The organism is Streptomyces sp. NPDC035033, from assembly GCF_040636735.1.
In the GTDB taxonomy this organism is placed as follows: domain Bacteria; phylum Actinomycetota; class Actinomycetes; order Streptomycetales; family Streptomycetaceae; genus Streptomyces.
The window spans coordinates 44336-57959 of the sequence record NZ_JBEZUZ010000045.1; the positions used below are offsets into that span (position 1 = coordinate 44336).

At 73.5% G+C, this 13624-nt stretch carries 10 protein-coding genes; 2 read left to right on the forward strand and 8 right to left on the reverse strand.

Annotated features, from left to right (window positions below):
* Window positions 1-115: 115 nt before the first annotated feature.
* The 4 genes from atzF to AB0E83_RS19770 are packed head-to-tail and all read right to left on the reverse strand — an operon-like array spanning window position 116 to window position 6844.
* Window positions 116-1759, reverse strand: a complete 1644-nt coding sequence (atzF, locus tag AB0E83_RS19755; protein WP_362113043.1) for an allophanate hydrolase — start codon at window positions 1757-1759, stop codon at window positions 116-118.
* On the reverse strand, window positions 1756-5343 hold the full coding sequence (uca, locus tag AB0E83_RS19760) for an urea carboxylase (RefSeq protein ID WP_362113046.1): 3588 nt from the start codon (window positions 5341-5343) through the stop codon (window positions 1756-1758). The genes atzF and uca overlap by 4 nt, the downstream gene beginning before the upstream one ends.
* Window positions 5340-5993, reverse strand: a complete 654-nt coding sequence (locus tag AB0E83_RS19765; protein WP_362113049.1) for an urea amidolyase associated protein UAAP2 — start codon at window positions 5991-5993, stop codon at window positions 5340-5342. The genes uca and AB0E83_RS19765 overlap by 4 nt, the downstream gene beginning before the upstream one ends.
* Window positions 5990-6844 (reverse strand): urea amidolyase associated protein UAAP1, encoded by an 855-nt coding sequence (locus tag AB0E83_RS19770; protein WP_362113052.1) that lies wholly within the window; start codon window positions 6842-6844, stop codon window positions 5990-5992. The genes AB0E83_RS19765 and AB0E83_RS19770 overlap by 4 nt, the downstream gene beginning before the upstream one ends.
* Before the next feature lie 159 nt (window positions 6845-7003).
* Here AB0E83_RS19770 and AB0E83_RS19775 point away from each other — a divergent pair, with 159 nt between their 5' ends.
* Window positions 7004-7699: a TetR/AcrR family transcriptional regulator gene (locus AB0E83_RS19775; RefSeq protein WP_362113055.1), complete on the forward strand. Its 696-nt coding sequence runs from the start codon at window positions 7004-7006 to the stop codon at window positions 7697-7699.
* Between the two features lie 21 nt (window positions 7700-7720).
* Here AB0E83_RS19775 and AB0E83_RS19780 read toward each other — a convergent pair whose 3' ends face one another.
* From AB0E83_RS19780 to AB0E83_RS19795, 4 genes are all read right to left on the reverse strand, one after another.
* Complete coding sequence (locus tag AB0E83_RS19780) at window positions 7721-9286, reverse strand: amino acid permease (protein WP_362113057.1); 1566 nt, start codon at window positions 9284-9286, stop codon at window positions 7721-7723.
* 146 nt (window positions 9287-9432) lie between these two features.
* Window positions 9433-10128 carry an alpha/beta hydrolase gene (locus AB0E83_RS19785; RefSeq protein WP_362113060.1) on the reverse strand — a complete coding sequence of 232 codons (696 nt, stop codon included), beginning with the start codon at window positions 10126-10128 and terminating at the stop codon, window positions 9433-9435.
* A 29-nt stretch (window positions 10129-10157) separates the two neighbouring features.
* Complete coding sequence (locus tag AB0E83_RS19790) at window positions 10158-10994, reverse strand: alpha/beta hydrolase (protein ID WP_362113063.1); 837 nt, start codon at window positions 10992-10994, stop codon at window positions 10158-10160.
* Between the two features lie 185 nt (window positions 10995-11179).
* On the reverse strand, window positions 11180-11326 hold the full coding sequence (locus AB0E83_RS19795; RefSeq protein ID WP_362113066.1) for a hypothetical protein: 147 nt from the start codon (window positions 11324-11326) through the stop codon (window positions 11180-11182).
* An 845-nt stretch (window positions 11327-12171) separates the two neighbouring features.
* On the opposite strand from AB0E83_RS19795, the gene AB0E83_RS19800 reads away from it, so the two are divergent.
* The coding region (locus AB0E83_RS19800; RefSeq protein WP_362113069.1) for an MFS transporter at window positions 12172-13624 on the forward strand (1453 nt) is incomplete at its 3' end.

Sequence of the window (13624 nt, forward strand, 5' to 3'; positions counted from 1 at the left end):
CCGCCGGAAGCGGTGACAGCGGGCTCGACCGGACGCTAGGAGGCCCCTGTTACCGAGGAGTTCTCACGTGGACATCCCCGGGCCGGGCTTCCCCGCCCCCCGGGTCGCCGTGCCCTCAGCCCCGGAGAGCGGCCCGCCAGCCGCCGTGCGCGGTGATCTCACGGGCGCCGTCGAGGGCTTCGGGCTCGCACAGGAAGCCGGGTACGGAGGTGCCGTCCGCGAGCTCCACGCTGCCGAGGGCCATCGGGCGGGGGAGCGAGGCCACCAGGGCCCCCAGCCCCTCGGCGGGCAGCCGCCACACCTCCGCCTCGATCGCCGCGCCGCCCTCGCGGGCCCGTACCAGACCGGGCTTCGGGGGTGTGGTGTCCAGCGCGTACAGCCGGTACGCGGGCGCCGTCGTGGTCGTGCGGACGAACCGGCCGCCGAGAGACAGCAGCTGACCGTTGAGCGGCTGCCCGGTGAGGTGCGCGCCCACCACGGCCAGACGCAGGGGCGGCGCGGTGAGCAGGGCGGCGACGCGGGCGAGGCGTTCGTCGGTGCGGGCCGGGCCGATCAGCATGACGCCGAACGGGCGCCCGGCCACCTCGCCCGCCGGGACGGCGACCGCCGCGAGGCCGAACAGATTGGTGGAGTTGGTGAACCGGCCGAGCCGGGCGTTCGTGCCCAGCGGGTCGGCCGCGACCTCCGCGAGGGTGGGATGACCCGGTGTCGTCGGCAGGAGCAGGGCGTCCGCGTCGCCGAGCGAGGCCAGGGCCCGGGTGCGGAGGGCGGCCAGCCTCTCCCGGTCCGCGTACAGGCGGTGGGCCGGGATGTCACGGGCCCTGGAGACGATCCCGGTGACTGTCGGGTCGAGGTCCGGCGATCCGGCGTGCGCGTCGACGAAGGCGCCGACGGCCGCGTAGCGCTCGGCGACGAACGCCCCCTCGTACAGCATCGCCGCCGCCTCGGTGAACGGCTCCAGGTCCACGGGCAGCAGCTCGGCGCCCGCGTCGGCCAGCCGGGCCGCGGCCTCCTCGAACGCCTCCGCCCACCCCTTGTCCAGCTCGCCGAGCTGCCGTACGTCCGGGACCGCGATGCGCCACGGCCCGGGACGGCGCGGCGGCACGGCCGCGGGTTCCGTCGGCGTCGCCATGAAGGACAGGGCCCGTTCGGCCTCCGGGAGCGTGCGGGCGAAGACCGTGACGCAGTCGAGCGACGCGCAGGCGGGGACGACGCCCTCGGTCGACACCAGGCCGGGGGTGGGCTTGAGGCCGACGATCCCGTTGAAGGCCGCCGGCACCCGGCCCGAGCCCGCCGTGTCCGTACCCAGCGCGAGGTCCACGAGGCCGAGGGCGACCGCGACCGCCGAGCCGGACGAGGACCCGCCGGAGACGTACGCCGGGTCGACGGCGTTGCGGACCGCCCCGTACGGGCTGCGCGTGCCGACCAGGCCGGTGGCGAACTGGTCCAGGTTGGTGGTGCCGAGGAGCACGGCCCCCGCCGCCCGCAGCCGCGCCACCGCCGGAGCGTCGGCCTCGGGAAGGTACGCGTACGAGGGGCAGCCGGCGGTGGTCGGAAGCCCGGCGACGTCGATGTTCCCCTTCACGGCGAGGACCGTCCCGGCCAGCGGCAGCCGCTCCCCGGCGGCCGTCCGCGCGTCGATCGCGGCGGCCTCCGCCTCCGCGTCCTCCTGGGGGCGGAGGTCGATCCACACCTCCGGGCGGTTCACCTGCGCGATGCGGGCGTACGCGGCCCGCACCCGTTCCAGCGCGGTGCTCACACCGTCACCTCCACCGTCTCGACGGGGGCCAGGACGACGAGGGCGGTGCCCGCCTCCACCTGGCTTCCCGGCTTGATCAGGATCTCCGCGACGACGCCCTCGGCGGGGGCCGTCACGGGGGACTCCATCTTCATCGCCTCCAGGGCGACGAGCTGCTGACCCGCCGACACCCGGTCGCCGACCTCCACGTTGACCTGCCAGACGCAGGCGGTGAAGTCGGCCTCGACCAGCCGGCCGCCCTCGGGCGGCTCGACATCGGTGGCCGGCGGGACGGTCTCGGCCGCCGCCTCGGCGCGGGCGAACTCGCCGGCCGCCTCCCAGGCGTCGCGCTCGGCCTGGAAGGCCGCGCTCTGCCTGGCCCGGAAATCGGCGATCGAGGCGGCGTTCGCGTCGAGGAAGTCCCGGTACGCGGCGAGGGAGAAGGTGCCCTCCTCGGTCCTCGGCACGAACCGGCCCGAGACGATGTCGGCGCGCAGCTCCAGGAGCTCGTCGGCGCCGACCGGGTACCACTTGATCCGGTCGAAGAAGCGCATCAGCCAGGGCCTGCCCGCCTCGAAGGCGCCGCGCTGGCGCCACGGCGACCACACCTGCGTCGTGCGGCCGACGAACTGGTAGCCGCCGGGGCCCTCCATGCCGTAGATGCAGAGATAGGCGCCGCCGATGCCGACCGAGTTCTCCGCCGTCCAGGTGCGGGCCGGGTTGTACTTGGTGGTCACCAGCCGGTGCCGGGGGTCCAGCGGGGTGGCGACGGGCGCGCCGAGATAGACGTCGCCGAGGCCGAGGACCAGGTACTCGGCGTCGAAGACGGTCCGGTACACGTCGTCGGCCGTGGCCAGGCCGTTGACGCGGCGGATGAACTCGATGTTCGACGGGCACCAGGGGGCGTCGTCGCGCACGCCCGCGACGTACCGTTCGATGGCCTCGCGGGTCGCCGGGTCGTCCCAGGAGAGCGGCAGGTGCACGGTCCGGCTGGGGACCACCAGGTCGTCGGTGGCGGGCAGTTCCTCTTCCACGCGCAGGACGACGTCGAGCAGGTCGTGCTGCGGCAGCACGTCCGGGTCGGTCTGGATCTGGAGCGAGCGGATGCCCGGGGTCAGGTCGAGGACGCCGGGGAGCCCGCGCGCGGCCAGCGCCTCCGCGAGCGCGTGGACGCGCATCCGCAGCGCCAGGTCCAGCTGCATCGGCCCGTACTCGACCAGGAGGTTGTCGTCGCCGCTGCGCCGGTACGTCACGGAAGGCCGCGCCGGTGTCTCCGGCAGGCGGGCCAGGACGCCTCCGTCGCGCAGGGCAGGCCGGTCGGCACGTGGCTCCGCCGCCGGTGCGCGGCGCAGGGCGGCGGCCGTCTCGGGGGTCACCGGCACGAAGCGGACGGTGTCGCCGGGGCGGAGCTGGCCGAGCTTCCAGCGCTGTCCCGTGACCACCGTCGCCGGGCAGACGAACCCGCCGAGGGAGGGGCCGTCGGGGCCGAGGAGGACGGGCATGTCGCCGGTGTAGTCGACGGCGCCGACCGAGTACGGCGTGTCGTGGATGTTGGAGGGGTGCAGGCCCGCCTCGCCGCCGTCCGCGCGGGCCCAGCGCGGCTTGGGGCCGACGAGGCGGACGCCGGTGCGGGCCGAGTTGAAGTGGACCTTCCAGTCCGCCGCGTAGAAGTCGCGTACGTCGTCCTCGGTGAAGAACTCGGGCGCGGCGTGCGGCCCCTCGACCGCGCCGACGTGCCAGACGGCGCCGAAGGCCGGCCGCTCGTCGAGGGGGACGACGGAGGTGTCCGTACGGGCTTCGCCGCCGTGCAGGACGTCGCCCGGGCGCAGGGCGCGGCCGCCGTGCCCGCCGAACCGGCCGAGGGTGAAGGTGGCGGCGCTGCCCAGGAACTCGGGCACGTCCAGACCACCGGCGAACAGGATGTACGTGCGCAGGCCGTGCGCGGCGGGCGCGTCGACGGTGAGGGTCTGTCCGGCGTCGACGGTGACCGGCTCCCACTGCGGCACGGCGGTGCCGTCGACCGTCACCCGGGCCGGGGCGCCGGTGACGCAGACGGTCGTGGGGTGGGTGAACCGCAGGGAGGGGCCCTGGAGGGTGCATTCGAGGCCGGGGGCGCCCTCGTCGTTGCCGAGGGCGGTGTTGCCGAGCCGGAAGGACAGGTCGTCCATCGGCCCGCCCGGCGGGACGCCGACCTGCCAGTAGCCGGTGCGGCCCGGCCAGTCCTGGACGGTGGTCAGGGTGCCGGCCGCGACGACCTCGACGCGCGGGGTCGGGTCGGTGACCGTGGCGAGCGTGGCGGTGGAGTGCGCGGCGGCGCGGACGCCGGCGTCCCGCAGAGCCGCGCGCACCAGACCCAGATTGGTCTCGATGCCGTCGACGCGGGTCGCGGCGAGCGCGGCGTCGAGCCGGTCGAGGGCCTCGGCGCGGTCGGAGCCGTGGGCGATCACCTTGGCGAGCATGGGGTCGTAGGAGGTGGTGACCTCGGTGCCGGTCTCCACCCAGGCGTCCACCCGGACGTCCTCGGGGAAGGCGACGCGGGTCAGCAGGCCGGCGCTCGGGCGGTGGTCGCGGGAGGGGTCCTCCGCGTATAGCCGGGCCTCGACGGCGTGTCCCCGGGGCGCCGGGGGCTCGGTGACGACGGCGGTGTCGCCCTGGGCGAGGCGCAGCATCCAGGCGACGAGGTCGACGCCGTAGACGGCTTCGGTGACCGGGTGCTCGACCTGGAGGCGGGTGTTGACCTCCAGGAAGTACGCCTCCTCCCGGGCGGCGTCGTACACGAACTCGACCGTGCCGGCGGAGCGGTAGTCCACCGACGCGCACAGGTCGCGGGCGGCCTCGGCGAGCCGGCGCCGGACGTGGTCCGGCAGGCCGGGCGCCGGGGCCTCCTCCAGGACCTTCTGGTTGCGGCGCTGGAGCGAGCAGTCGCGGTCGCCGAAGGTGACGACCTTGCCCCGGCCGTCGCCGAAGACCTGCACCTCGACGTGGCGGGCCCGTTCCACGAGCCGCTCCAGGAAGACCCCGGCGGAGGAGAAGGAGGCGGCGGCCACGCGCTGCACCCGGTCCCAGGCGTCGGCGAGTTCGGCCGGGTCGTGACAGGCCTGCATGCCGATGCCGCCGCCACCACCGGTCGCCTTGAGCATCACCGGATAGCCGATCCCGTCGGCGGCGGCGAGCGCCGCGGTCACGTCGGCGAGGAGGCCGGTGCCGGGGGCGAGCGGGACGCCCGCCGCCTCGGCGGCGGCCCGGGCGGTGTGCTTGGCGCCGAAGAGCTCCAGCTGTTCGGGGGTGGGGCCGACGAAGACGATGCCGGCGTCGGCGCAGCGGCGCGCGAAGCCGGCGTCCTCGGAGAGGAAGCCGTAACCGGGGTGGATCGCGCCCGCGCCGGTGTCCTTGGCGGCCTTCAGGACCAGGTCGGCGTCGAGGTACGACTCCTTGGCCGGGGCGGGGCCGAGCCGGACGGCCTCGTCGGCCAGACGCACGTGCTCGGTGCCCCGGTCGGGGTCGGAGTACACGGCGACGGTCCGCAGCCCGAGCGTCCGGGCGGTGCGGGTGATCCGGGCTGCGATCTCGCCGCGGTTGGCGACCAGCAGGGTGTCGAAGGTCATCGGGTGCCGTCCTCGTCGCGCGTGCCGGGCTCGGTGATCGTCATGCGCACGGCCGTCGGGTCGAAGCCGTTGCAGGGGTTGTTGATCTGGGGGCAGTTGGAGAGCAGGGCGAGGACGTCGGTCTCGGCGCGGAGCACGACCTTCAGGCCGGGGGCCGAGATGCCGTCGACGATGCCGAGGGTGCCGTCCTTCTCGACGGAGACGTTCATGAACCAGTTGATGTTGGGGACGAGGTCGCGCTTGCCGAGCCCGTGCCGGGCGCCCTCGGCGAGGAAGTTCTCCACGCAGGCGTGCTGCGACCAGGTGTGGTGGCCGTAGCGCAGGGTGTTGGACTCCTTGGAGCAGGCCCCGCCGAGGGTGTCGTGCCGGCCGCAGGTGTCCTCCACGACGGTCATGAGCGGGGTGTGCTCGGTGGAGAGCAGGACCGAGCCGGTGGTCAGGAAGACGGTGCCCTGGGCCTGGATGGTGTCGGGGGCGCTGTAGCGGACGGCGGTGTCGTGGGCGTCGTAGAGGAGGAAGTCGGCGGCCTGGTTGCCGTGCAGATCGGTGACGGTCAGCAGCTGCCCCTTGCGGACGATCGCGGACCAGGCGGCGCGGGCGGGCACGGTGTCGTCGGAGACGACGCGGCCGGGCAGAAAGGTGGCGGTCATGCGAGCCCCCGGGCGGTGAGGTGGTCGACGGTGTTGAGGAAGGCCCGGCGGCCCTCGGGGGTGACGTCCCACAGGGCGTCGCCCGGGGCGGTCGGGCGGGACCGGTACGCCACGACCTGGAGGTGCCCGCAGGTGTACTCCGGGCGCGGGTCCAGCGGGTGCGGCACGTTGGCGAGGAGGACGGTGACGTCCTGTTCGGCGCGGAGCGTGACGGACGCGCCGGGGCCCGCCGAGCCGGTGAACTCGGTGGTGCCGTCCTCGGCGATCCGTACGCCCTGGAAGAAGGAGACGGACGGCGGGAGGTCGCGCGGGGCGAGGCCGTTCTTGAGCGCGGCGAGCTTGAACAGCTCCCGCCCCGCCGGCGAGGCGGACTGCGGGGCGCCGTCGCCGTACCGGGCGGTGTTGCGCGCCAAGGTCGAGGTGCCGGTGAGGGCGTCGTGCCGGCCGGAGGTGTCCTCGACGACGGAGGCGAGCACCCGGCCCTGGTCGGAGAGGAGCAGGTGTCCCTCGCCGAGGTAGGCGTTCCACAGCACCTTGACGGTGTCGGCCGTGTTCAGCCGCTCCCAGGGGCGGTCGGCGCTGTGGAGGAGGAGGTGCGCGCAGGCGTCGCCGGTGAGGTCGGTCAGCCGCAGCTCGGTGCCCCGGGCGAGGACCTTGTGGGTGTAGTTGCCGGCCGCCACGGTCTCGGCCCAGACGACGTCGTCCGCTGCGACGCCCGGCGGAGGCTCCGGCCAGTCGCTCGCCGGGACGACCGGCATGGCGTCGGCCGTCGTGCCCTCCTGGGCACGGGCGTGTTCGCGCGCGCCGTACGTCGATGCGGTCGTGGGCGAGGGAGCTGAGGGTGTCCCCATGGCGTCGGCCTCCGGTCCGGGAGCAATTTCTGTCGCTCGACAGAAATTAGGCAGCGGGCGCTTCGCTCCCATTGCCCGGGCGTTTCCGGCCGGTTACCGGGAACTCACCCCGCCGGCCCGGTCCGGTGGGAGCCGCCGACGCTGTGCGAGGATCACGGAGTGAGCACGCCGAAGACGCCCGCCGGCAGGAGAGTCGGCCGCCCACGGGCCCAGGAGCGCCCGGCAGGCGGCGCCGAGCCGCGCGACGAAGTCCTCGCGGTGGCCGGTGAGTTGTTCACCACCCACGGCTACACCGCGACCTCCACCCGGGCCATCGCCGAGCGCGCCGGGCTGCGGCAGGCTTCCCTGTACCACTACTTCGACGGCAAGGAAGCGATCCTCGCGGAACTGCTGGAAGGGACCGTGCGCCCCTCGCTGGAGGTGGCCGCCGGGCTCGTCTCCCGTACGGAGGCGTCCCCGGAGGCGCGCCTGTGGGCGCTGTGCCACTCCGACGCCGCCCTGCTGTGCGAAGGTCCCCACAACCTCGGCGCCCTCTACCTGCTGCCCGAGGTCGGGACGGAGCGCTTCGCCGGATTCCACCGGCTCAGGGACGAACTCAAGTCCTCTTATACGGGGTTGCTCGCCGCCACCGCGCCCGGTGCGGACCTCGCTCCCGAGGAGCTGGCGCTCCGCGGCGACCTTCTCTTCGGTCTCACCGAGAGCGTGATCCTCATCCGCCGCACCGGACCCGGCCACGACCCCGGGGCCCTCGCGGGGGCGACGGCCGACGCGGCGCTCCGGGTGGCCGGCGTGCCGCCGCGCTCGCTGGCACGGCTGCGCCGCGAGGGGCTGGGGCTCCTCGCGGCGCGGGACTGATCCTTTTCGGGGGCCTCGGTCTCAGGCGCGTACGGGCTCCGGCTCCGGCCGCGCGGGGGTTCCCCGCCCCGGGGCGTCCCGACGCCGGCGGTACCCGCGGTATGCCGCCCCCGCCGCGACCGTCGCCGCGAGGACCAGGACGGTGAACCACCGGAAGTACCAGTGGCCGCCCTCGGGGTCGTACACCTCGGCGCGCGGCCACGCGAGGTTCACCGTCATGAAGAGGCCGTAGACGAGCGCGAGCGCGTTGACCGGAAGTCCCCAGCGGCCCAGGGAGAACAGCGGCCGGCCCAGCTCGTCCCGCTCGCCGTCGGCCGGAGGCGGCCACTCGCCCCGCACCCTTCGGGCCAGCATCGGCCCGGTGACCATGGCGTACGCCAGGTACACCATCGCGATGCACGTCGTGCCGATGGCGAGGAACGCCTGCGGGGAGGCGAGGTTGAGCAGGAGCAGCAGGGCCGCGCCGACGCCGACCACCACGGCGGCCGTGCCGGGCATCCCGGTCCGGCGCGGTACCCGCGCCAGCGCCGTCGACCGGGGGAGGACGCCGTCGCGTGCCATGGAGAAGAGCATGCGGGTGGCGGAGGTCTGGATGGCGAGGGTCGCCGCGCAGATGGCGAGGGCCACGTCGGCGAGCAGGACCCTGCCGAGCCCGTCCCCGAGGGTGCTGGTGAGCACGTAGCCGAGCCCTTCCGTCGCCAGCCGGCCGTCGGTGAGGCTGGGCGCGGCGAGCAGGCCCCCGAGGAGCAGCAGCCCGCCGCAGACGCCGGAGGTGGTGAGGGCGGTGAGGGTCGTGCGGGGCGCGGTACGGCGGGGGTTGACGGTCTCCTCGCTCATCTCGCTCGCGCTCTCGAAACCGATCAGCACGTACGCGGCGGTGAACGATCCGACCAGGAGCGCCGTGATCGGCCCGCCCTGCCCGCCCGTGTGCAGGGTGATGCCGGGATCGCGCTCGGCGTGGGTGGCCAGCAGGGTGACGATCAGCACGACGCCGCCGATCTCGGCGGTGACCCCGATCGTGTTGACGGCCGACAGCGCTCGGTTGTCCAGGACGTTGAGCAGGGTGGTGAGCGCCAGCAGGACGAGGCCGAGGAGGGCGGCGTTCGCCGCGCCGCTGGTCGTCGTGGGCGACGGGTCGCCGCCGACGATCTGGAAGCCGGGCCAGACGGCGGGCAGGACGACCTGGAGGGCGAGCGCGGCGGCGGCCACCACCACGATCCGCCCGGTCACCATGATCCACCCCGCGTACCAGCCGAAGGCCGGGGTGCCGAGCCGGCTCGCCCACTGGTAGATCGCCCCGGCGATGGGCAGGCGGGCGGCGAGCTCGGCGAAGCAGGCGGCGACGAGGAGCTGCCCGACCAGGACGGCGGGCCAGGTCCAGAAGAAGAGCGGCCCGCCGAAGGAGTAGCCGAGGGCGAAGAACTGGAAGACCGTGGTCAGCACGGAGATGAAGGAGAACCCGGCGGCGAAGGAGGCGTACCGCCCCATCCGCCGCCGCAGCTCCTGGGAATAGCCGAACGAGGCGAGCGCGTCGCCGTCCCCGGGCGGGGAAGATGCCGGTGGTGTGGGATCGGTGGTCACGGTCATGGCGGGCCCCTGTCGCGGAGGTGAGGGTCGTCCCTGCGAATTCCTGTCGGTTGACAGAAATTAGGGACGACCCGTTTCCGCCGCGTGTCGCGGCCGTGTCCCGCCCGTTAGTGACTGCTCTCCTGACGGCCCGCCGGGAGTCCGGCTCAGCCGGAGGTCTCGCGGACCGCTTCCTCGATGAGGTCGGCGACGGCCTGGGGCTGGGAGGCGAGGGAGGCGTGGCTGGCGTCGAGTTCGATGACCTTGCGGGGGTTCATGCGCTGGGCCATGCGGCGCTCGTTATCGGGGTGGATCATGCGGTCCTGGGTGGAGACCTGGTACCAGACGGGCTTGTTGCGCCAGGCGGGGGCGGTGACGTTGTCGCCGAAGGTGGAGCCGACGGGGGCCTTCTGGGTGACGGCCATGACGAGGGCCTCGTCCTCGCTCAGGTCCTGGGCGAAGCTCTCGTGGAACTTGTCCTGCTTGATCCAGAGGTAGCCGTCGGAGTCGGGGGCGATGTTGTCGAACGCGGCGGGCGGGTTCTCCTGGCTGATCTGGCCGGGGCTCTCGCCGGCGTCGGGGGCGAAGGCGGCGATGTAGACGAGGGCCTTCACGTTCGGCAGGTCGCCGGCCTCGGTGATGACGGCGCCGCCGTAGGAGTGGCCGACGAGGACGACGGGGCCGTCGACCTGCTTGACCATCTTGCGGGTGCGCTCGGCGTCGTCGGCGAGCGAGGTGAGCGGGTTCTCGACGGCGCGGATCTTGTCGTAGCCGCGCTTGTTCAGCTCGACGATGACGTTGGCCCAGTGGGCGGCGCCGCCCCAGAAGCCGTGGACGAGGACGATGGTGGGCTTGTCGGCCATGGTGGGTGTCTTTCTGCTCGGTGCGGGTGTCAGCAGGTGGTCTCGGCGGCCTCGTCGATCAGGCCGACGACGGTCTCGGGGTGGGACATCATGGCGACGTGCGAGGAGTCGATCTCGACGGTGCGCGAGCCGGCCCGCTCGGCCTCGAAGCGCTCCAGGTCCGGGGCGATGGCCTTGTCCTGGCGGGCGACGAGGAACCAGGACGGGATCGACTTCCAGGCGGCGGCCTTGGCCTTCTCGGCGAAGCCGGCGGCGGTGATCGGGCGCTGCTCCACCGCCATCAGCCGGGTCTGCTTCTCGGGGAGGTCGGCCGCGAAGACGCTGTGGAACTTGTCGTTCTGGATGTACAGGTCGGTGCCGCTGCCGGAGGCGTCGGTGTACGGGACGGGGCGCAGCGCGGTGCCGAGGTCGCTGCCGGGGAACTTGGTGGACAGCTCGGCGGGGGACTCGCCCTTGTCGGGCATGAACGCGGCGACGTAGACGAGCGCCTTGACGTTCGGGTTGCCGGCCGCGGCGCCGCTGATGACCGCGCCGCCGTAGGAGTGGCCGACCAGAATGACGGGGCCCTTGATGCTCTTGAGGACGCCGGCGGTGTAGGTGGAGTCGTTGCCGAGGCCGCGCAGCGGGTTGGCGGGGGCGACGACCTCGTAGCCCCGGTGCTGGAGGCGTTTCGCCACCTCGTTCCAGCCGGACGCGTCGGCGAAGGCGCCGTGGACGAGGACGACGGTCGGCTTCGCCTTGCCGGCGGTCCGGCCGTCACCGTCGGTGGCGGTCGCGGGAGCGGCCGACGCGGCGGCGGCGACCAGCAGGGCGAGGCCGAGGACGGTGCGGCGCCGGGTGGGCGCGCCGAGGGAGGGCAGAGGCATGCGGGCTCCTGGGAGGGGGGTGAGGACTACCGAGGGTGAGTCTCGTGGGCGCGGGAGCCGGGGGCGCGCCAAGGCGTCCAAGGGGGTGAGCGCACTGGGCCGAGAGGTGCATCGGGCGGCGGCCGACGGCGCGGCTGTGCCCGGGCCCTGGGAAGGGCCCGGGCACGACGGCGGGGGGAGCGGGATCAGAGGTAGGGGACGAAGGCGCGGCAGGAGGGCGCCCTGGTGTGGGCCGGGTCGAGGGCGTGCAGGGTCCAGCCGACGACGTTCGGGTCGAAGGCCAGGTTGACGTGGTCGGAGAAGTCGCTCCAGCAGTGGTCCTGGAGGACCACCCTGGTGGCGTTGGGGGCGGTGATCAGGGTGTTGTCCAGGGGCCAGGCGACGGTGTCGTACCGGGAGGCGATCGTCGTGTACCACGGACCGGGGGACCGCGCACAGGCCCGTCGTTCGGGCCCACCGGTTCGGCTCCGCTCCGGGCCCGTGGCTGGAGAAGGAGGCGAGGCCGTCGGACTTGTCGACCGCGCCGACGGTCAGGGCCGCGTCGGGAGTGCCGATGCTGCTCTCCCTCGGACCGGCGTCGGCGGCGGCGATCACGAACAGGGTGCCGGTGGTGGCGGAGAGCCGGTCTACGGTCTCCGTGACCGGATCGTCCGGCGCGGTCGCGGTACCGTCGAGGCTCATGCCGACGATGTCGGCGCCCTGAGCGGCGGCCCTCCCTGGAGTTCGACGCGCTCGTCCCGGCCGTCTGACGCCGGTCGATGAGACGTGAGGCCGACAGTCCTCGACAAAGACTGTCGGCCTCACGCGTCTGCTCATCCATGGCGATCCGATCCGTGCCCGAATGCCCGAGTTCAACGCTCTGTAGTCAGCACCGAACCAGCACGGGAGCGGTGGGCAGGGGTGCTGACGTGGGGTTTCAGGTCAGCACCAAACCAGCACCGTAGTGAGAACCCCGTTGTCAAACTGGGACAGAAATAGCCATATCTGACGCCCTCTTGCGGCGGGTGCAAACCGTTGTCCGGAAGGTGGTCGACCGCCTCGGAGGGCCTCCGCATGGTGGCCGCCCGCACCCTCGCCCGCCGAACTATGGTGTGCAACCACATACACGCGTGACCAGCGGGTTTCTACGGTGTGGCGACACGAACACGTCCCCGTCACTCGCTCGGAAGTGGTGCACATGGCCGCCGCAAGACCCACTGCCACGTCCCCCGGATCCATCAAGCGCATCGTCGCCGCCAGCCTCATCGGCACCACCATCGAGTGGTACGACTTCTTCCTCTACGGCTCCGCCGCCGCGCTCGTCTTCAACACGCTGTTCTTCCCCAGCGCCGACCCCCTGGTGGGCACGCTGATCGCCTTCATCACGTACGCCATCGGGTTCGCCGCCCGCCCCCTCGGCGGCATCGTCTTCGGCCACTTCGGGGACAAGGTCGGGCGCAAGAAGCTCCTGGTGCTCAGCCTCCTCATGATGGGCGGCGCCACCTTCGCGATGGGCCTGCTGCCCACGTACGGGACGATCGGCGTCTGGGCGCCGATCCTGCTGACGGTGCTCCGCCTCGTCCAGGGCTTCGCCCTCGGCGGCGAGTGGGGCGGCGCTGTCCTCATCGTCTCCGAGCACGGAGGGGAGAAGCACCGGGGCTTCTGGGCCTCGTGGCCGCAGGCCGGCGCCCCGGGCGGCAACCTGCTCGCCACCGGCGTCCTGGCACTGCTCGCCGCCGTCCAGTCGGACGCCGCCTTCCAGTCCTGGGGCTGGCGCGTCCCGTTCCTGCTCTCCGGCCTGCTCGTCATGATCGGCCTGTGGATCCGCGTCTCGGTCTCCGAGTCCCCGGTCTTCCTGGAGGCGCAGGCCAAGGCCGAGGCCGCCGCCGCGGCGGGCGCCAAGGAGGAGGCCCCGGTCGTCGAGGTCTTCCGGCGCAGCTGGCGCGAGGTGCTGTCCGCCATCGGCACCCGCTTCGGCGAGAACATCTCGTACTACATCCTCACCTCCTTCCTCCTCGTCTACGTCACCACCCACCTGGGCCTGCCGAAGAGCACCGCCCTGAACGCCGTCCTCATCGGCTCGGCCGTCCACTTCGTCACCATCCCGCTGTGGGGCGCGCTCTCCGACCGCGTCGGCCGGCGCCCGGTCACGCTCATCGGCTCCGTCGGCATGGCGGTCTGGGCCTTCGTCTTCTTCGGCCTCGTCGACTCCGAGTCGTTCGCGGTCATCACCCTGGCCGTCACCGCCGGCCTGCTGCTGCACGGCGCGATGTACGGCCCGCAGGCCGCGTTCATCTCCGAGATGTTCGACACCAAGGTCCGCTACTCCGGCGCCTCCATGGGCTCCCAGCTCGCCTCGATCCTCGCCGGCGCGCTCGCCCCGATCATCGCCGTCGAACTCCTCAAGGACTACGGCAGCTCCACGCCCATCAGCGTCTACCTCTGCGCGGCGGCGGTGATCACCACCATCACCGTCGCCGTCACCCGGGAGACCCTCGGCCGCGACCTCGCCCGCGACGGCCGCGCCGACCGCGCCGAGGGGACCCCGGCGGAGCCCGTCGCACCCTCGCCCGCGCCGGCGTCGCCGAGATCGTCATCGCCACCCGCACCCTCGCCCGCGCCGAGCGGCTCGCCGAGATCCTCGCCGAGCC

Excerpts from the sequence above, each read along its gene's own strand:
- AB0E83_RS19790 (WP_362113063.1), bottom strand. The coding sequence starts at position 10,994 with ATGCCTCTGCCCTCCCTCGGCGCGCCCACCCGGCGCCGCACCGTCCTC.
- uca (WP_362113046.1), bottom strand. The coding sequence starts at position 5,343 with ATGACCTTCGACACCCTGCTGGTCGCCAACCGCGGCGAGATCGCAGCC.
- AB0E83_RS19770 (WP_362113052.1), bottom strand. The coding sequence starts at position 6,844 with ATGGGGACACCCTCAGCTCCCTCGCCCACGACCGCATCGACGTACGGC.
- AB0E83_RS19780 (WP_362113057.1), bottom strand. The coding sequence starts at position 9,286 with ATGACCGTGACCACCGATCCCACACCACCGGCATCTTCCCCGCCCGGG.
- AB0E83_RS19765 (WP_362113049.1), bottom strand. The coding sequence starts at position 5,993 with ATGACCGCCACCTTTCTGCCCGGCCGCGTCGTCTCCGACGACACCGTG.
- AB0E83_RS19785 (WP_362113060.1), bottom strand. The coding sequence starts at position 10,128 with ATGGCCGACAAGCCCACCATCGTCCTCGTCCACGGCTTCTGGGGCGGC.